We start from the raw sequence: 17,711 nt of genomic DNA on the forward strand, positions 1-17,711 counted from the left end.
ACTGATAAGGACGTGATGTCATGACCTATTATCGCTGGCCACTCGCCGTGGCCTTCCTGCTTACCTTGCTTTCAGGTTGCTCCCGAGAACCGAGTAGTATCAGTCTTGAGCAACTGCGAGAGCAGACCCATATTCACGGCCTGGCCGTCGATCGAGCGGATAGCGAACGACTATGGTTGGCCACCCATCATGGCTTCTATGCCGTTGGTAGTGATGGAATGGCCCGCCGGGTCTCGGAGGAGACCCATGACTTCATGGGTTTTGCTCCTCACCCGGAAGAAGCCGAGACCTTCTTTGCCAGCGGCCACCCGGCCAGGGGTGGCAACCTCGGCGTGGTTAAGTCCCGGGATTCAGGCCGCAGCTGGTCACAATTAGCTATCGGCGTTGATGGCCCGGTGGACTTTCATCAGATGACCATCAGTGAGGCCAGTCCCGACGTGCTCTATGGGGCTAATGGTGGCCAGCTCCAAGTCAGCCAGGATGGTGGAGCCAATTGGCAGATTCGCGCCCAGGCGCCGGCCGGGCTGATTTCACTGGCTGCCTCGAGCCGTGATCCCGAACAACTCTATGCCGCCACCCAAACCGGGCTATTGATGAGTCCTGACGGAGGCGAACGATGGCGACAAGTATACCCTGAGCGTCGCCCTACGAGCCTGGTGGTGGCCAGCCAAGGAGAGCTTTACGCCTTCATGATAGGGGTAGGCTTGCTGAGAGTTGGGGAGGGCAGCCGGGATTGGGAGGTAGTCAAGCGTGGCTGGGAAGAGCGCTATCTGATGCATCTGGCGCTGGATCCGCACGACTCCCAGCGTTTGGTGGCGGTTGATGACCTCAATCAACTGCTGATCAGTAATAACGGTGGGCGCGATTGGTCGCACCTCTAATGAATTGGGAGATACCACATGTTGCAATATCCCCAGATTGATCCAGTGGCCATCAGCCTCGGCCCGTTCGCGATTCACTGGTATGGCCTGATGTATGTGGTGGGCTTCGGCGCCGCCTGGTGGCTTGGGCGCCTTAGAGCTAATCGGCTTAAGCTAACCCACGATGACATTAGCGACCTGATCTTTTACTCCGCGGTAGGCGTAGTGGTTGGTGGCCGGTTGGGCTATGTCCTGTTCTATGGAATAGAACAGTTTATGGCCAACCCCTTATGGCTGTTCAAAGTTTGGGAAGGCGGTATGAGCTTTCATGGTGGACTGCTCGGGGTGCTGGCGGCGACGCTATGGTTTGCGCGAAAGCATCGGCTCGGCTTCTTTGCCCTAACCGACTTCATCGCACCACTGGTGCCGATCGGTCTTGGTGCAGGGCGAATCGGCAATTTCATCAATCACGAGCTGCCGGGGCGCGTCAGCAACCTGCCCTGGGCGATGCCGTTTCCCCACATGGGCCCAGAGCCACGACACCCCTCTGCGCTTTATGAATTCGCCCTGGAAGGGGTGGTGCTGTTCGTGCTGCTGTGGTGGCTTTCCGCTGAACCGAGGCGGCGAGGTCTGATCTCTGGTCTTTTTTTGCTGCTGTACGGCGTGTTTCGCTTCACAGTTGAATTCGTGAGGTTGCCGGATGAACACATCGGCTTCCTCGCGTTTGGCTGGGTCACCATGGGAATGCTGCTGACTGCCCCTATGATACTGGTCGGCATGGCGCTGATCACCTGGTCGCGCCAACAACCGGTGGATAATCATAGCCAACCCGGTTTATATCTGCGCCGCCGAGAGAGGAGGACACAATGATACTATCGCTTGGGCACTCCAACACCATTACTGCCATTATTATTAAAACGGGGCTAGGGGCGTTGCTTATCGCTACGCTGCTGAGCACTTCGCCTGTGCTTGCTGAAGACGTGGGGGAGTGGCCGCAGGGCCACTACAGGTTGCCTGAGTACGGTGACCTGATTGGTGAGGCCTATAAGGTAGTGGTAGACAACGAGGCGGATACGCTCCTCGATATCGCCCGTACCCATAACCTGGGCTACGAGGAAATCCGTCGGGCTAATCCGAACGTCAGTCTTTGGGTGCCGGGCGTCGGAACAGAAGTGCTCGTGCCAGCCCAGTATATCCTGCCCGATGCCGAGAGGACTGGCATTGTAATTAACATCGCCGAGTTACGTCTCTACTATTTTCCGGAGATAGGCGAAGGTGAGGTGCCGCGAGTCGAGACCTATCCGATCGGTATCGGTCGAGATGGCTATAACACCCCACTGGGAATTACCACCACTACCATGCGGCTTGAGGATCCTGCCTGGTATCCGCCACGTTCCATGCGTGAAGAAGCGGCGGCGCGAGGCGAACCGGCACCCTCAGTGGTGCCGCCGGGTCCCGATAACCCGCTCGGCAAGCATGCCATCCTGCTCGATATTCCTGGTTATCTAATTCACGGTACCAATGATCCGGACGGCATTGGCATGCGCGCCAGCCGTGGCTGCATACGCATGTTTCCGGAAGATGTTAAAGCAATATTCGGTGCTGTGCCTTTAGGCACTCAGGTTAATATCGTCGATCAGCCCGTCAAGATCGGCTGGGACGATGGCACTGCGTTCGTGCAGGTATATCAGTTTCTTGAAAATCAGAACCACGGCAGACAAGCACTGCTTGAGATGCAGCCGAAGCTCAATCAGTACATCTTGGATCAATCGGTAAATTATGCACAACTCCAAGAACTGCTGGAGAGATCCGACGGTCAAGTAGTGCCCATCGATACGCCAACTCAGGATGAGCTTCTAGAAGAACAAGCACAACCCTTGATATTGCTTTATGAGGTGGGTCTTTAACGCTTTCATAAGGGTGTTTGGGATGCTGAGAAAAGTCAGCCAAGCTTCCCAGGCACCCGAATAAAGTCGATATTAATCATATGTGAAATAGGGTTAGCCTTGCGATGAAGTGGTGTCTAGGTATGAAAAATATGAACCATCACGTTATAGCTAAAAAAGTCAGTATGTCGACTAGGCGTCATAGAATTGGAAGACATTTCGTTGTTGTACTGATTGGTGCCATGACAGCTTATCTTTTTTGGTTGAGCCGAATGGAGTGGGACGCTGAGATGCGCACTTGGCGTGCTTTAGGCGATGCTGCTTTTATCCTGTTATTTGTCACCATGGTGATAGGCCCTGTGGTGAAAATATGGCCTAGGCAATTGAGCTTTCTTGTCAATTGGCGGCGAGCCTTCGGGATCTGGTTTGCGATCTTTGCCTCTGTGCATGCTTTTCTAGTGTGGGATGGCTGGGCACGGTGGTCGATTCGTGGATTTTTAGGCTATCAGGAGCTGCCTTTGGCGGGGCTTTCAGGCCCGGTTCTTGTGGATCCGGGGTTCGGGCTTGCGAATATGGTCGGGTTAGTCGCCCTCTTTTTTGGGCTCGTCCTGTTTGCCATATCATCCGACAAGGCCATGCGCTTCCTGGGAAGCTCAACATGGAAGCATCTTCAAAATTATGCCTATGTGGTTTTCTATCTAGTTGCTCTTCATGGAATCTACTTTCTCTTCCTACATTATGAGCTGAGTCTCAGGAATCTAGTTTTCCAGAGTGGGGTGTCTGGGCCCAATTGGTTTCGGTTCTGGTTTGTAGGGCTCGTGAGTATTGTCTTTACCGTTCAGGTTGCGGCAATGATAAAACTGATTTTACAGCGAAGAAAAGGTGGTTTAGGGGGAGCATGAGCGATGAAAGGGAAAAGCCGGGGGCAGTAACGCTGCCCTCCAGGCGACGTCGATTCTGGCGTCGTTTACTGCTCGTGGTGGGAGTTGCTCATCTGGTTGGGTTTGTGTCGTCACTGGATGCGATGATGTCGAGCCGTACCTCTCAGGGAGCTGTGGCCTGGATCGTTTCACTAAACACATTGCCCTATGTGGCGGTGCCAGCCTACTGGGTGTTCGGCCGCACGAAATTCCAGGGCTATGTCTCTGCACGACGCGACGAGAACTCGGTGTTGGGGCAGGCGCTTGCTGAAAAACTGGCCGAGCTGCGGGCTCATGGGGTTTCGGATGAACACGCTGACAAGCATCTGGTGGGTGTCGAACAGCTGGCCAAGCTGCCGTTTCTAGGTGGCAACCGGGTGGAACTGCTGATCGACGGTGAGCAGACCTTCGAGAGCTTGTTTGCCGGTATTGATGCTGCTGAGCGCTATCTGCTTGTGCAGTTTTATATCGTTCGGGCTGATGCAGTGGGATTGGCGCTGCAGGCACGGCTGATTGAGAAGGCTAGGCAGGGCGTGGAGGTCTTCTTTCTATACGATGAAATTGGAAGTTATGCGTTGCCGAGCCACTATCTCCAGACGCTGGAAGAGGCGGGTGTTCGAGTACATCGCTTTCATTCTACGCGGGGGACAGGTAATCGCTTCCAGCTCAACTTTCGCAACCATCGCAAGATAATGGTGGCCGATGGGGAAAGAGCTTGGGTCGGTGGATTCAATGTTGGCGATGAATACTTGGAAGGCCACCCACGAATTGGCCCGTGGCGTGATACCCACCTAATGATTGAGGGGCCTGCGGCCTTGGCGCTGCAGCTGGTGTTTCTTGAAGATTGGCACTGGGCGACTGAGGAAATCCCCGAGCTTCCCTGGTCACCGCTAATTCCAAGCGGCCATGGTACACCGGTGCTCATTCTTCCGAGTGGGCCCGCAGACCGATTTGAGACGGCTAGTCTGATGATTCAACAGGCAATTCACGCCGCGCAAGAGCGTATCTGGATATCCAGTCCCTACTTTGTGCCAGATGAGGGGGTGCTGGCGATGCTTAAACTAGCCTCGTTAAGCGGAGTAGAGGTGAAAATCCTGATTCCCGAACGTCCAGATAACCTTCTAACCTACTTTGCGGCCTATGCCTTTCTCGATTCGCTTCTCGAGGCGGGGGTCGAGGTCTATCGCTACGAGGGGGGCTTCTTACATGGCAAAGCCTTTTTGGTTGACGAAATCGGTGCGGCAGTGGGTACCGTTAACCTCGACAACCGCTCCTTTCGACTCAACTTCGAGGTGACGGCGATGGTGATGGACGCCGACTTTGCCGCCGAGGTTGATGCGATGTTCAAGGCGGATTTCGCGCGGGCACGGCAGATGCAGCCAGAAGAGATCAGCGATAAGCCGCTTTGGCATCGGGTGACGGCTCGAGCGGCCTATTTGTTTGCGCCGGTCTTATGAGTGTGCTTGATCACTCTATTGCCCGCTGGCCTGTGATTTTGCATTCAACCCGGCTTATTCATGAGTGTGCTGATTGAGCATCGCGAAGCCCCAGGTTGCTGGCACCGACTCCCAGCAGCCGTATTTGCGGTGTGAATACCTGCCGATATATACCCAAATAGTACGGTTTCTTTGTTGCTATATAACCTTCAGTAATCGATTCCGGCCATCAGGGCAGCCGTGATCGCCAGCCATCGTGATGGCCGCCTTGCGCTTGGATCGGTTGTGATATCAACCGTGTATCAGCTCAGTGCGGTCAGCTTCGGTAGCCCCTTAAGCAAGGTGGGCCACCATTTGTCAGCGGCATCGCCAAGGTGAACAGTGATGCGCCGGGCGTGTAGCGAGATAGTGGACGCGATCTTGAGCACTTGCTCGCGCATCCGGCTCAGGCTCCAGCCCTGGTGGGTTTGCCGCTCCAGGAGGCAGCGCAGTCCATGCAAGACCTGGTAGGCGTAGAGACTCAGTAGCAGACTCACTTCGTTGCGGGCCATCACCTCTTGAACGGTGGAAGCGCCGCGGTCGGTCGAGGAGAGGTGCACGTCGAGCGCTGACTTCACTTCGCCCATGTGCGCCTCGGCGCTGCCGCGCTTGCGGTAGAGCGCCAGGACCTTCTCCGGCGGCCAGTCGAACTTGCCGAGGTTGGTGACCAGGAAGAAGGCATGCAGCAGTAGGTCATCGGGACGTTCTTGGACCACCAGTACCACGCGCCTTGGCGTCGGCCAGGTGCCGGCTTGGTACGCCAGGTCATGGCACCATTCACGAGGCTGCTCAGGTGGTCGGCCACTCGGTCGCTTGAGATAGGGCGCTGCCAGCTTCTGCAGACCTGTATGGCTACGCAGCCGACCCAGGTACTCGATGTCGCGCTCTTCCAAGGCCTCCAATGTCGCATTGTCAGTGAAGCCAGCGTCGATGCGCACTCGCACCTGGGCACCGGTGCTCTCGTTGAGTCGCCGTACTAGATAAGGGATCCAGGTGTCGGCATCCTCGGCTGGGCCGGCATTGCCCTCCCGCAGCAAGCCGCCCACCATGTCGCCGGTCTCGGGTCTCCGCCAACGATGCGACCAGCGGCGAGTAGATGCGGGCACCGTAATGACCATGAAAGGCCGAGCCGCCCTGGTGACCGTGAGCCTCAATCGGCAGACCATCGATGTCCAGTGTCAGCTGTTTGGGACGTTCACCGTTCTGCAGCGAGGTCAGACGCCAGACCACCAGTCGCAGCAGGCCTTCGTGTACGGCATCGATGTTGTCGCTACGCCCGAGACATGCCAGCAGCCGCGATAATGTGGCTTGAGAGGGCCGATCTTGAGCCAATGGCGTCATGCCGCGCGCATCGCTGCAGGCCAGTTGCCAGAGCGGGTCACGGCGCAGCGTGTCGGTATCGCTGAGGTCGATCCAGCCCATCGCGCGCTGCAGCACCAGCGTTCGCAGCTGACTGGCCAGGGAGTGACGGATACGTAGTGGGTTGCGTCTATCGACCAAGTTATCCTCCAGCGCGTCGATCACGCCGCTGTTGTCGAGGGCTTCACGCAGCAGCAAAGCGCCGCTGTCGCTGGTGGTGCGTTGGCCGTCGAGCTCAACGCGTATAGATCCGTTGCAGGTCGGAATCCAGGGAGATATGCTTTCACCCATAGCGGATGGTCCTCTTGAATCAGATTCTTGGCGGAATGCACTGATTTTTATAGAGAATACCATCCGCTATCTTCGTTTTCAGGCCTGCCTCATGAATAAGCCGGGATTAAATATTCTCATGAGGTTGAGAATATGCAAGAGGAAAACCAAAAATAATCTTTATAAATCAATAGCTTGTACTAACAGAACAAAGTTTAAATTCGGACGTAGCGAAAAATTGGCGGGGCAGGCATATCTTTGGCTATAAAAGAAAATGGCACTTTTGATCAGCAGAGGTTACCTATGGACAGCGTCGTCGCAATTACTCTGACGGCGGTGGCAGGTGCTATTCTGGATGACCCGGAACCAAGGTCGCGGGGCCATTCTTATTGACTCCGGCTGTTTACTGGTAAGAAAACGCGGTCATTTGTTTTACTGATTAGGAATCTATATCTGATAGGATCAGTCAAATATTCAAAGAAAGATTATTGTGGTTGACTGATTTAGCGTTGGGAGGCATTTATCCAAGTAGAAGAAGAGCTTGCGGCCATTGCATTGAGGTTATCTGAGCTTGAGAAGGAAAAAGTAGCATTACTTTCCCGGAGGAACGAGCTTCAGCGAGCTGCACAATCACCCACATCAATGCAATTGACTCCCAATCAAAAAGCAGAGTTATTCCGGGGTCTCTTTCGCGGCCGACAGGATGTGTATGCGGTTCGCTGGGAAAGTAGCTCGAATGGACGTTCCGGTTATGCTGTCGCCTGTGCAAATGAGTGGGCACAGGGCATCTGTCAGAAACCCCGGATCAAGTGCGGCGAGTGCCCGCACAAAAAATTTAAACCTCTGGGTTTCAGTGCAGTGTATGACCACCTGTCCGGCAAGCATGTCGCAGGGTTATACCCTTTGTTGCCGGACAGTTCCTGTTATCTGCTGGCTGTAGATTTTGATAAGGAGGACTGGAGAGCAGATGTTCGTGCGCTGGCCCAGGCTTGTCGTGATGAAGGTGTCCCTTATCTTGTAGAGATCTCCCGGTCGGGTGCGGGTGCCCACCTATGGATCTTCTTTTCGGACGCCGTTCCGGCCTGGTCCGCGAGGGCTTTGGGGTTCAAGCTGCTGGACAAAGCAATGGAACGCCACCCGGGCCTGTCCTTCGATTCTTATGACCGGCTATTCCCCAACCAGGATACGATGCCCGATGGTGGATTTGGCAATTTGATTGCCCTTCCGCTTCAGCATGAGGCGCGAAGTCGTGGATGTACTGTATTCGTCGACGATAAGCTAATCCCGTATCCGGATCAGTGGGCGCTACTTAGTCAGCAAAAGACCGTTTCGCCGGCTCAGCTTCGAGATATGGCTGGAAATGAGCCTGATTCCGATGCGATAGCAGACGTTGCGTTGCCGTGGGAACAAGCTTTACCGGTCGATACAGGGATAATTTCAGGATGTCCCGAGAGTATCACGCTTACCCTGGCCAATCACATTTATATGAAGTTGTCAGACATACCAGGGACACTGGCGGCACGAATAAAGCGCATGGCGAGCTTTGCCAATCCAGTATTTTTCAAAACCCAGGCACTTCGATTTTCAACTCATGGCATCCCTCGTTACATATCCTGTGCCCGGATTGAGCAAGGTTATATCTCGGTACCGAGAGGCTGCTTTGATGATCTTCAGGCATTGTTGCGCGAACAGGGAATAACGGTAGAAATCGATGACCGCAGAATGTCTGGCCAATTGCTGCCGGAAGTCAGCCTGAAAGCAACGCTGCGTCGTGATCAGAAAAAGGCTGTGACGGCGCTTGCCGATCACGATACCGGAATACTTCATGCTCCGACCGCTTTCGGGAAAACCGTAACCGCTATTGGCATTGTCGCCAAGCGGCAGGTAAACACGCTGATCCTCACTCACAGTCGTCAGTTACTGGATCAATGGAAGGAGCGTCTGGAAACCTTCATTGAGGGTGCATCCGTGGGTGTGATTGGCGGCGGCAAAAAGAAACCTACCGGTCAGATCGACGTTGCCACCTATCAAAGCCTGATCAACAAAAAAGATAATACGGTCTCAAGTAAGGTCCGGGAATACGGGCAGGTCATCATCGATGAATGCCATCACATTTCAGCTCCCCGTTATGAGATGCTGCTTAACGAAGTCAGCGCCCGATATGTTGTAGGCCTCACCGCAACGCCTGACCGTCAGGATGGCCACCAAAAAATCATGTTTATGGTCGCAGGACCCGTTCGTCACAAAGTCAGGGCCGAACATGGGTCTAAGTTTGTCCAGCGTGTCATCGTTCGAGAACGTCATGAAACGCCACCGACGGACATCTTTCAGAATAATGGTGAACGACCACACATAGCATCGGTTTACCATTGGCTCGCCCAGAGCAACGCCCGGAATCAGGATATTGTTCAGGATGTCGTACGCTGCGTGCAAAAAGAGGCCAACTGTCTTTTGCTGACCGAACGAAGAGAGCATGCCGAGACGCTGGCAACATTGTTGGAAGCTGAGTCTATAACGTCGGTTGTGCTGCGTGGCGGGATGCGAGTCAAGGAACGCCGGGCTGCCGAATCGCAGTTGCACGAAGCTCAGGTTATTGTTGCAACTGGGAAATACATTGGTGAAGGTTTTGACTTGCCTCGGCTGGACACTTTGTTTCTGGCCCTGCCCATAGCCTGGAAAGGAACACTGTCGCAGTATGCTGGCAGGATTCACAGGGATGCCGACGGCAAGCAGAAAGTTACTGTCTACGACTACCTGGACAACAGCCTGCCAATGCTTGAACGCATGTTCCGAAAGCGCGAGAAAGGTTATAAGGCGATGGGGTACCAGTTTTTCCAATCCGATCAGCAAACCCGGCTGCTGTAACTTTCCAAAGGAAAGAGGAAACATGGCTGAAACAAAAAGTGCTTCAGGCCTGCTTTAGTGGCAGCACATGAGGCTTTACACGTTTCACATTTTTCGCTTCCTGCTCATAGGCACGATGACGAACATCCCATAACTCAACGGCGTGCTGAATATTCAGCCAGAACTCCGGCGTATTCCCCAAAGCCGCTGCGAGTTTGATGGCCATGGGTGCTGTCAGCGTGCCTTTGTCATGCGCAATCCGGCTGAGTGTATTTCTGTGCACACCCATTGCTTCGGCAAGTTCACTGATTTCTATGTTCATCGGCTCCAGAAACTCGGTGACCAGCATTTCGCCAACGGTCACTGGACGACGTTTTGTATTCCTCATTACCATAACCTCCTCTAGCCCTTGTAAACATGCGGGTCTAGATATGTATCTTGGGCGGTGCCATCTTCCCAGCGAAAAATCAGGCGATACTGTTTGTTAACCCGAATGGAACACCATCCAGAAAGGTTTCCCTGCAAATGTTCAAAACGGTTACCCGGCGGAATCCTCAAGTCTGACTCCTGCGTCGCGGCATCCAGAATCTGAATCTTTCTGAACAGAGCGCCTTCAATAGTGCTGGGTATTTTCTTGTGGCTTTGGTCTTCGTCGTAGAAAGCCTCTAGCCATATATCCCTGAATTCAACCGCCATAGTTACCTGATCGCTTTTTAGTCATTTTATGCACAACAACGTTGTGCGTCAAGTCCGTTCAAAATGAGAAGGGATCCGTTTAGAAAACGATGTTACTATAATTTTGTTTGGCAGAAGGCGCTGAAAGAGAGATCTCAATGCACTGATTTCATAGAGATAAAAGCGTATACAAGGCTCCCAGTTTCCCACTTATCCCAGTTTAAACTGGGTCATCAGGAGCCGATGAAGAGGAAATTTGCCAATAGTTACACTTTTTTTCGCAAATTTCTGCACTCCGATTGTGCTCCGAAAAATTTACAATCCATTGTTTTTAAACGATTTTATATATTCTGTATTGGCAAGTAGACTCGACTACTCCTCCACCTTTACTCCGGGACCAACCAGGACGTTCGGAAGCGGCTGTGAACGCTTAGCTTTGGCGTTACCTGAGCCATGGCATTGATCAGACGCTCCTCCAGCCCCCAGGGGGGGTTGACGACCAGCATGCCGCTTCCGTACATGCCGCGGGCACCCGCTTCAGGGGAACGTAGTAACAGTTCGCTTTGCCAGATCTTGCGAATTCCGCTGTCACGCAGGCCTGCCAGCAGCGCTTGATGGTGTTCGGCAGGTAATAACGGATACCAGATCATCACCACGGCATGCCTGGCTTTCTCAAGCACGTAGGCCGTGCTCTCCACCACTTCGTGGTACTCAATCTTGCGCTCGTAGCTGGGATCCATCAACACACACACCCTGGGGGTCGATGCCGGTACCTGATGGCGCAGGCCGACCAACCCATCGCCGAAGATACGCGTCGCCCGCTTGGGCAGCGACTGGCTGGCGAGATGTTCGTGCTCACCGGGGTGCAGTTCGAACAGCGTCAGCCGATCCTCCGAGCGCAGACGCTGGGCGAGCCACCAGGGAGAACCCGGATAGCAGGCCAGTGTATCAGCGTCTGGCTGGGCACTGGCCACGGCCTCGAGCCAGGCGCCAAGCAGCGGATCTGACAACTGCTGGCGATGCTGCCAGAGCGGTAAAACTCCCTCACGATACTCCAGCAGCCGCTGTGTCTCTGCGGTAGCCAGTGGATAGAAGCCTCTGCCCGCATGGGTATCCACATATGTAATTGCTGATTTTTTACGTAACAGATGATCGATGACGGCATAGAGCGTCAGATGCTTCTGAACATCGGCGAAGTTACCGGCATGGTAGGCGTGTTGGTATGACAGCATGAGGATGCCTATATAAACAGAACGCCCGCTATGGGAGCATAGCGGGCGTTCTAGAGCAATGCAGAGTTTTTACGGCTTATTGGCCATTGCCTGTCGGCGTCAGCGTGATTTCGACACGACGGTTTTGTGCACGCCCCTGTTCGGAGTCATTGCTGGCAACCGGCCGAGTCGCACCGTAACCCAAGGTGTTCAGACGCATGGAGGAAACGCCATTCTGGCTCAGGTAACGCCCTACCGATTCGGCACGGCGCTCGGAAAGCCGCTGGTTATAATCCGCGTTGCCCGTGCTGTCGGTGTGGCCAGCAATGTTGACGCGGGTATCCGTGTACTGGGTCAACACATTGGCCACTTCATTGAGTGCACTGCGTGCGTCGCTGGTCAGGTCAGCAGAGTCGAAACCAAAGGTCACGCTGCTGGGCATGTTCAGCACGATGTCATCGCCACGACGGTCGATCTCGATACGTGATCCCTGCAGGTTTTCGCGCAGCTGCTGTTCCTGGCGGTCCATGTAGGCGCCGACCCCAGCACCGGCGGCAGCGCCAACCGCTGCCCCGATCAACGCTCGGTCACGACGGCTAGTGCTTCCATCACCAGACAAGGCACCCGCTGCGGCACCAATGGCTGCCCCAATGCCCGTACCCACCGCTGTACTGGAGCGTTGTGTTTGGCCACCATAAGGGTCGGTGGTGGCACAGCCCGCCACCAGAATAGCCGCCGCCAACGGGGTCAGTAGTCGGAACATACGCATCACTCACTCCTTTTACGATTAGGTTTTGCCTTTGTTATCACTGCTCACTCATCACTGATCAGTGCCAGCAGTTCGTTCAAGAATAATAGACCTTGAGGAGAAGCACGCAGCTTTTCGGGCATTTCCACCAAAAGTCCTTTTTCGTGAGCGATTTGTAAACGGTCAAGTAACAGTTCAACAGGCTGACCCGTATGCGCTTGCCATGTCTTCAGGCCTGCCCCTTCCGTCAATCGCAGTGCATTCATGGCAAATTCCAGCGGCAGCTCATCGGCTTCGATCGGCTGTTTGCCGGCCACGAAACCACGTGGATCGTCGAGACGCCTCAAATAAGAATGAGGCTGGCGGGTTTTCCAGCGGCGTTCGATCTGCCATTGGCCATTCTCGTCGATACACGTCAACTTGCCGTGGGCACCCGCTCCAATGCCCAGATAGTCGCCGAAGCGCCAATAGTTCAGATTGTGCTGGCTTTGTAAGCCGAGGCGCGCATAGGCCGATATTTCATAACGCTGCAGCCCTGCCCGTTCAAGGCGCACATGCCCCGCTTCCTGAATGTCCCACAGCGCTTCCTCTTCCGGTAACGGAGGAGGATGTGAGAAGAAAGCCGTATTGGGTTCCAGGGTCAATTGGTACCAGGAGAGGTGTTCAGGCGCCAATGCCAAGGCCTGGTCGATGTCTTCCATGGCCTGTTCAGGCGTTTGCTGGGGAAGCCCATGCATCAAGTCGATGTTGATATTATCGAAGCCCGCCGACCTGGCCTGCTCCACGGCCGTCAATGCCTCTTGCCCACTATGGATCCGCCCCAGGGCCTCTAGCTGCACCGGACGAAAACTCTGTACCCCCAGCGACAGCCGGTTGATACCCGCCTCTCGGTAACCTACGAAACGCTGCTGTTCGGTCGTACCTGGATTGGCTTCCAGAGTGATCTCGATGGTTGGTGCAAACGCCAAACGCTGCTGAATACCCTGAAACAGCCGCTGATAGAAGTCCGGCGAGAGCAGGCTAGGCGTCCCGCCGCCAATGAAGATCGTTTGCAGAGGACGTTCGGCTGCCAGTGGAAGATCGTGCTCCAGATCAGCCAATAGCGCAGCCAGATACGCCTCTTCAGGGAGCCCCTGGGCGCCTGGCTCGTGAGAGTTGAAATCGCAATAAGGGCACTTGCGAACACACCACGGGGTGTGGATGTACAGCGACAGGGGCGGCAGTGCCTCAGCCATGCGCCACCTTCAGGATATCCACGAGATCGTGCAGCGCACGCCCGCGGTGGCTCAACCGGTTCTTGGACTCTGACGCCAGCTCAGCCACGCTCATGCCTTGATCCGGTAACCAGAACAGAGGATCGTAACCAAACCCACCATCCCCACGGGGATGCGCCAGAATTTCGCCTTCCCAGCTGCGCTGTACAATGACGGGGACAGGGTCTTCGGCATGACGCAAATAGACCAGCACACACCAGTAGCGGCCACTGCGCTGGCCTTCCGCACAGTCGGCAAGCGCCGCCAGCAGTTTCTGATTGTTGCGTTCGTCACTCTTCGGCTCACCGGCATAACGCGCAGAATAGATACCCGGTGCTCCTTGCAGTGCATCCACCTCCAGCCCCGAATCGTCTGCCAGGGCAGGTAACCCGCTGACTCGGCTGGCTTCACGAGCTTTTAACAGCGCATTTTCAACGAAGGTCAGTCCAGTTTCTTCCACGTCTTGCACGCCAAACTCTGCCTGTGCTCTTACATCGAGCCCAAGCGGGGAAAGTAACTGATTGAACTCTTTAAGTTTTCCTGCGTTTCCACTGGCCAGGACAAGCGTCGTACCCGTCGACATATCGAAACCTCCAAACAGGGAGCCTCAGTTTACGCTGAACAGAAACACAGCTAAAGCACATGGAATGTGTACCCAGCGTATTTTTATCGTTACCGCCCAATCGTTCGAAGATGACTCATTTATAGAATATAAATCAACAACTTGGCTTTTAGATAAAAAAAGAATAACGATATGAAAATTACTTTACTCATTATTTTGATAACATTTCTTTACGAAAATTATCTTATAGGCAACACTGTTAGGGTCGCCTGCTGATGTTCTCCTTGAATGAGGCTCCCCCAATGTCCCAGCAAAAGACCCCCGGCTTGGTGTACATCGTCACCGAAAAAAGCCCTCAAGCACAGCTATTTGCTGATTACCTGCATGAGCACACAGGTTGTAGTGTGAGCGTTCACTCACCTGCTGCTCAACTGCCTGCCACGATCACCGATCGACTGCTGATACTCATCGACAGCGACCATATCGGCGTGGATGCACTGCCAGAATGGCAGGACAAACTGTCGGATTCGCTCGCGAAATCACCGCTGGCAGCCTTCAATGTGCGAGATATGGATCACGCCTTGGAAGCACTCTCCTGCGCTCATTTGAAAGGCGTTTTTTACCGAGATGAAAGCCTGGAAGTGATCTGCAAGGGCATCCTCTCATTGCTGGAGGGGGAGTTGTGGATGTCACGCGACTTGATGGCGCGGCTTATCCTTTTTTACCGCAAGTATCAGAGCAACGCCTTTCGCCCAGCTTGTGGCCTGACCAATCGAGAGATGGAGATCATTTCACTGCTGAGCAATGGGTCGTCCAACCAGCAAATTGCCGACAAGCTGTTCGTCAGTGAGCACACGGTGAAGTCACATCTTTACAATATCTTCAGAAAAATCAACGTACACAATCGTATTCAGGCGCTCAACTGGATCCACCAGAACCTGGGCCCCATCCTCCCCAACATGGAGGCCGCGCGAAGCCTGCAACGGCATCGCTAGGCACAGGGGTAAACGCCATGAACCTTCGCCATTTCTTGATCATGACGGTACTGCTGAGCTCAGGATCAGGGCTTTACAGTCACGCCAATGAACCTGCAAACCCCGCCAGCACCTTGCCCGTCAATGAGCAAGCGGAGATAGAGGCCATCAATCAGCTGTCGAGCCCAGATGGCCCGGAAGTTCAAGGCCAAGTGAACAGGGGCAGTGAGCTGACCGGCATCATGGTAGATCGAACGATCACCATGGCCGGAAAAACGTTCTATCGCGCCTTCAGTCAGCGGGCGATGGATAACCTGATCATCGGCAACGCCACCCTGACCATTCAAGAGCGCCCAGATGCTCGGTGGGGAAGCCAGATCTGGGTCATGGAAGGCAACCGCATGTATTTCCGAACACAGCTCTCTCCCCGAATCAACGAAGCGGACCGTGTTGCCGGAGAAGCTGTAAATATCGTGGAAGAAGCGCTGCTTCAACAACAATTATCGGCCGCCCTGACGTCAGATAAAGACCTGGGAAAAGAGGAGTTATTCTGATGAAGATCATAAGAAATATTAGTGCAGCATCAGCAATTTTCATGCTGTCAATCCCCCACGGCTCAGAGGCAGGAGAGCTGATTTACCGACCACTCAACCCCTCTTTTGGCGGCGACCCCTTTGTTGGAAGCTATTTGCTAGGCAAAGCTCAAGCACAAGATACGAATTCGGATCCTAATACACGAAGTTTGCAATCACTTTCATCTACTCAACGTTTGATACAAAACCTAGAGAGCCGATTGATATCACAGCTGATCTCTGATGTGAGTCGGGGGGAAGTGAGTGAAGGTAGTTTTGATAGCAACGAGTTTGGCGTTGTCGTCAGTGATAGTAGCGGACAGTTAGTGGTTCGTGTCGTCGATAAAATAACCGGCGACGTGACTGAAATTAGCGTAGGCGGTTTATTCAACCCTTAATGATCAAAAGTACACGTTAAAACAAAGTACGGCTTAAGGTATTCAGGGGAACACCATGAAAATAATTGCCTCGATCGTCATTGCTGGGCTACTCAGCGGGTGCGCTGGAATGGTAGCCACGTCAGAAAATTTAGAAGGAGCCCAGGCAACGTTAACGCCAAGGGGCGCCACTTATCAAGACTTGGTCTCTTTACCCCCTCCTGCGGGAAAAATATTCGTCTCCGTGTATGACTTTAGAGATCAAACCGGGCAATATCGACCCGCCCCAGCCAGCACTTTTTCAACCGCCGTCACCCAAGGCGCCGCCGCCATGCTCACAGGAGCGCTTGCTGATTCAGGCTGGTTCATACCTTTAGAAAGGGTGGGATTACAGAACCTGTTGACCGAACGACGCATCATTCGTGCTGAATTCGAGCGTTTTGGCCAGCCCGATACCTTGCCGTCACTCCGAGCTGCCTCTGTGATGCTCGAAGGCGGTATTATCGCTTATGAATCCAATGTCCGCACGGGCGGTGCGGGGGCAGAGTACTTTGGTATCGGGGCATCGGGTCAGTATCAAGTCGATCAAGTCACGGTGAATTTGCGCGCGGTAGAAATATCCACCGGTGAAATACTTGCCAACGTCACTACCACCAAAACCATTTACTCTAAAGAACTTAGAGCTGGCGTGTATCGCTTCATCGACTTTAGGCGTTTGCTAGAAGCAGAGGCAGGCATCACCACGAATGAGCCCGTTCAGTTAGCGGTGATGTCTGCTATCGAGTCTGCGGTGATTCACTTGATTGCCCGTGGGGTAGAAAACCGTCTTTGGAACCTATCACCAGGGACCAATCTGCAGGAGACGATTCTAGGCGACTACCTCAACGAACCTATACCTATTCTTTGAGTATGCATTCCCTCTATTGATTTTAGCCGCTTTTTCAAGCGGCTTTTTATTTACAAATCTAATATTTCCGAATCTATAGTTATTAGCATTAGAAAACTCATCAAATCCAACCAAAGCAATCATGTCTATTAAAATAAAAAACACCAACTTTATAAGTTAATGACTAGAAAAATTTCCGATAGCGCCTTCTTTGAAATCGTCCAAACTCAACACAGGAAACAAAAAGACACATAACGTTTCAAAAGGAACGCCCAATGAAACCGTTCAACCAATTGCCAGCCCTCCAAAAGACAGGATCCGTAGCTTCCTGTACGGCATTGGTGATGGGTGTCTTACTAACCAGCTTAAACCTAGACGCTTCAGCAAATGACCAATTCGTTGGCAGCATGTCTAGAGTCACGCAATACGTAGAGTCTCAAGGTGTTAGCCATTTAAAAGGTAATGTGAGTATCATTCAACAGCAAGGCATCAATAACAGCGCGAGCGTCGTTCAATCTCGTTCAGCGAATTACCAATTTAAAAACTTTGCCTACATCAAACAATCCGGATACGACAATCAGGCCAGTTTGACCCAGCACAACGGTAACAATATTGGCGTGATTGTTCAGCAAGGCCGTAACCATAGCGTTACGGCTACTCAAGAAGGAAACAGTGTTGGCGTTGCGTTGAATGCCATCCAAATTGGCTTCAACAGCAGCTTAATGATTTCACAATCGGGCAGTGGCCTACGCGATGTAAATGTCCACCAACAAAACTACTCGGGCACTTCACGACCGGTCACTATCGATATCAACTGAGTCGCACCTGGCTTCTCAGTT

General features: G+C 53.4%; 17 protein-coding genes and 1 pseudogene. 11 read left to right on the forward strand and 7 right to left on the reverse strand.

The genetic code is table 11. The features are described from left to right. The first annotated feature begins 20 nt into the window (after nucleotides 1–20). From RVM27_RS08625 to cls, 5 genes are all read left to right on the forward strand, one after another. Complete coding sequence (locus tag RVM27_RS08625) at nucleotides 21–881, forward strand: F510_1955 family glycosylhydrolase (protein WP_039181150.1); 861 nt, start codon at nucleotides 21–23, stop codon at nucleotides 879–881. 18 nt (nucleotides 882–899) lie between these two features. Further along, nucleotides 900–1,730, forward strand: a complete 831-nt coding sequence (lgt, locus tag RVM27_RS08630; RefSeq protein WP_081195060.1) for a prolipoprotein diacylglyceryl transferase — start codon at nucleotides 900–902, stop codon at nucleotides 1,728–1,730. After that, nucleotides 1,727–2,767 carry a L,D-transpeptidase family protein gene (locus tag RVM27_RS08635; protein ID WP_081195058.1) on the forward strand — a complete coding sequence of 347 codons (1,041 nt, stop codon included), beginning with the start codon at nucleotides 1,727–1,729 and terminating at the stop codon, nucleotides 2,765–2,767. The genes lgt and RVM27_RS08635 overlap by 4 nt, the downstream gene beginning before the upstream one ends. 122 nt (nucleotides 2,768–2,889) lie before the next feature. Then, nucleotides 2,890–3,648 (forward strand): ferric reductase-like transmembrane domain-containing protein, encoded by a 759-nt coding sequence (locus tag RVM27_RS08640; RefSeq protein WP_498956362.1) that lies wholly within the window; start codon nucleotides 2,890–2,892, stop codon nucleotides 3,646–3,648. Nucleotides 3,649–3,773: 125 nt separating this feature from the next. After that, a complete protein-coding gene (cls, locus tag RVM27_RS08645; protein ID WP_498957759.1) occupies nucleotides 3,774–5,123 on the forward strand; it encodes a cardiolipin synthase in 1,350 nt (449 codons plus the stop codon). Between the two features lie 281 nt (nucleotides 5,124–5,404). Here the strand turns inward: cls and RVM27_RS08650 are convergent. Continuing rightward, nucleotides 5,405–6,791 (reverse strand): annotated as a pseudogene (locus tag RVM27_RS08650) (IS1380 family transposase). Between the two features lie 621 nt (nucleotides 6,792–7,412). On the opposite strand from RVM27_RS08650, the gene RVM27_RS08655 reads away from it, so the two are divergent. Continuing rightward, nucleotides 7,413–9,635, forward strand: a complete 2,223-nt coding sequence (locus RVM27_RS08655; protein ID WP_498956363.1) for a TOTE conflict system archaeo-eukaryotic primase domain-containing protein — start codon at nucleotides 7,413–7,415, stop codon at nucleotides 9,633–9,635. Nucleotides 9,636–9,678: 43 nt separating this feature from the next. On the opposite strand, the gene RVM27_RS08660 is transcribed toward RVM27_RS08655, so the two are convergent. The 6 genes from RVM27_RS08660 to rdgB all read right to left on the reverse strand — a co-directional run bounded on the left by RVM27_RS08660 (nucleotide 9,679) and on the right by rdgB (nucleotide 14,084). Next, nucleotides 9,679–10,002 carry a HigA family addiction module antitoxin gene (locus RVM27_RS08660; protein WP_199452083.1) on the reverse strand — a complete coding sequence of 108 codons (324 nt, stop codon included), beginning with the start codon at nucleotides 10,000–10,002 and terminating at the stop codon, nucleotides 9,679–9,681. A gap of 14 nt (nucleotides 10,003–10,016) precedes the next feature. Beyond that, nucleotides 10,017–10,310 carry a type II toxin-antitoxin system RelE/ParE family toxin gene (locus tag RVM27_RS08665; protein ID WP_044628576.1) on the reverse strand — a complete coding sequence of 98 codons (294 nt, stop codon included), beginning with the start codon at nucleotides 10,308–10,310 and terminating at the stop codon, nucleotides 10,017–10,019. A 365-nt stretch (nucleotides 10,311–10,675) separates the two neighbouring features. Beyond that, on the reverse strand, nucleotides 10,676–11,521 hold the full coding sequence (locus RVM27_RS08670) for a 23S rRNA (adenine(2030)-N(6))-methyltransferase RlmJ (RefSeq protein ID WP_463004593.1): 846 nt from the start codon (nucleotides 11,519–11,521) through the stop codon (nucleotides 10,676–10,678). Nucleotides 11,522–11,597: 76 nt separating this feature from the next. Next, on the reverse strand, nucleotides 11,598–12,269 hold the full coding sequence (locus tag RVM27_RS08675; RefSeq protein WP_287804578.1) for an OmpA family protein: 672 nt from the start codon (nucleotides 12,267–12,269) through the stop codon (nucleotides 11,598–11,600). Nucleotides 12,270–12,313: 44 nt separating this feature from the next. Further along, complete coding sequence (hemW, locus tag RVM27_RS08680) at nucleotides 12,314–13,483, reverse strand: radical SAM family heme chaperone HemW (protein WP_287804579.1); 1,170 nt, start codon at nucleotides 13,481–13,483, stop codon at nucleotides 12,314–12,316. After that, nucleotides 13,476–14,084 (reverse strand): RdgB/HAM1 family non-canonical purine NTP pyrophosphatase, encoded by a 609-nt coding sequence (gene rdgB / locus RVM27_RS08685; RefSeq protein ID WP_287804581.1) that lies wholly within the window; start codon nucleotides 14,082–14,084, stop codon nucleotides 13,476–13,478. The genes hemW and rdgB overlap by 8 nt, the downstream gene beginning before the upstream one ends. 281 nt (nucleotides 14,085–14,365) lie before the next feature. Between rdgB and RVM27_RS08690 the strand changes: the two genes are divergently transcribed. From RVM27_RS08690 to RVM27_RS08710, 5 genes are all read left to right on the forward strand, one after another. Further along, nucleotides 14,366–15,058 (forward strand): LuxR C-terminal-related transcriptional regulator, encoded by a 693-nt coding sequence (locus RVM27_RS08690; RefSeq protein WP_039179084.1) that lies wholly within the window; start codon nucleotides 14,366–14,368, stop codon nucleotides 15,056–15,058. Nucleotides 15,059–15,075: 17 nt separating this feature from the next. Beyond that, on the forward strand, nucleotides 15,076–15,591 hold the full coding sequence (locus RVM27_RS08695) for a CsgE family curli-type amyloid fiber assembly protein (RefSeq protein WP_287804585.1): 516 nt from the start codon (nucleotides 15,076–15,078) through the stop codon (nucleotides 15,589–15,591). Continuing rightward, a complete protein-coding gene (locus tag RVM27_RS08700; RefSeq protein WP_287804587.1) occupies nucleotides 15,591–16,007 on the forward strand; it encodes a curli assembly protein CsgF in 417 nt (138 codons plus the stop codon). Before RVM27_RS08695 ends, RVM27_RS08700 begins: the two co-directional genes overlap by 1 nt. Before the next feature lie 55 nt (nucleotides 16,008–16,062). Continuing rightward, the gene (locus RVM27_RS08705; RefSeq protein ID WP_287804589.1) at nucleotides 16,063–16,893 is read left to right on the forward strand and encodes a CsgG/HfaB family protein; all 831 of its coding nucleotides are present in this window, start codon (nucleotides 16,063–16,065) and stop codon (nucleotides 16,891–16,893) included. 254 nt (nucleotides 16,894–17,147) lie between these two features. Continuing rightward, the gene (locus RVM27_RS08710) at nucleotides 17,148–17,690 is read left to right on the forward strand and encodes a hypothetical protein (RefSeq protein ID WP_287804591.1); all 543 of its coding nucleotides are present in this window, start codon (nucleotides 17,148–17,150) and stop codon (nucleotides 17,688–17,690) included. Nucleotides 17,691–17,711: the final 21 nt, after the last annotated feature.

Origin of the sequence: Halomonas sp. KM007, from assembly GCF_050709225.1 — a bacterium.
Classification (GTDB): Bacteria; Pseudomonadota; Gammaproteobacteria; order Pseudomonadales; family Halomonadaceae; genus Vreelandella; species Vreelandella hamiltonii.

Bases quoted from the DNA above. Each gene is read 5' to 3' on its own strand.
- cls (WP_498957759.1), top strand. From the start codon at position 3,774: ATGTCGAGCCGTACCTCTCAGGGAGCTGTGGCCTGGATCGTTTCACTA.
- RVM27_RS08655 (WP_498956363.1), top strand. From the start codon at position 7,413: ATGCAATTGACTCCCAATCAAAAAGCAGAGTTATTCCGGGGTCTCTTT.
- RVM27_RS08670 (WP_463004593.1), bottom strand. From the start codon at position 11,521: ATGCTGTCATACCAACACGCCTACCATGCCGGTAACTTCGCCGATGTT.
- RVM27_RS08690 (WP_039179084.1), top strand. From the start codon at position 14,366: ATGTCCCAGCAAAAGACCCCCGGCTTGGTGTACATCGTCACCGAAAAA.
- RVM27_RS08705 (WP_287804589.1), top strand. From the start codon at position 16,063: ATGAAAATAATTGCCTCGATCGTCATTGCTGGGCTACTCAGCGGGTGC.
- RVM27_RS08700 (WP_287804587.1), top strand. From the start codon at position 15,591: ATGAAGATCATAAGAAATATTAGTGCAGCATCAGCAATTTTCATGCTG.
- hemW (WP_287804579.1), bottom strand. From the start codon at position 13,483: ATGGCTGAGGCACTGCCGCCCCTGTCGCTGTACATCCACACCCCGTGG.
- RVM27_RS08660 (WP_199452083.1), bottom strand. From the start codon at position 10,002: ATGAGGAATACAAAACGTCGTCCAGTGACCGTTGGCGAAATGCTGGTC.
- RVM27_RS08710 (WP_287804591.1), top strand. From the start codon at position 17,148: ATGAAACCGTTCAACCAATTGCCAGCCCTCCAAAAGACAGGATCCGTA.
- lgt (WP_081195060.1), top strand. From the start codon at position 900: ATGTTGCAATATCCCCAGATTGATCCAGTGGCCATCAGCCTCGGCCCG.
- RVM27_RS08695 (WP_287804585.1), top strand. From the start codon at position 15,076: ATGAACCTTCGCCATTTCTTGATCATGACGGTACTGCTGAGCTCAGGA.
- RVM27_RS08625 (WP_039181150.1), top strand. From the start codon at position 21: ATGACCTATTATCGCTGGCCACTCGCCGTGGCCTTCCTGCTTACCTTG.
- rdgB (WP_287804581.1), bottom strand. From the start codon at position 14,084: ATGTCGACGGGTACGACGCTTGTCCTGGCCAGTGGAAACGCAGGAAAA.
- RVM27_RS08675 (WP_287804578.1), bottom strand. From the start codon at position 12,269: ATGCGTATGTTCCGACTACTGACCCCGTTGGCGGCGGCTATTCTGGTG.
- RVM27_RS08635 (WP_081195058.1), top strand. From the start codon at position 1,727: ATGATACTATCGCTTGGGCACTCCAACACCATTACTGCCATTATTATT.
- RVM27_RS08665 (WP_044628576.1), bottom strand. From the start codon at position 10,310: ATGGCGGTTGAATTCAGGGATATATGGCTAGAGGCTTTCTACGACGAA.
- RVM27_RS08640 (WP_498956362.1), top strand. From the start codon at position 2,890: ATGAAAAATATGAACCATCACGTTATAGCTAAAAAAGTCAGTATGTCG.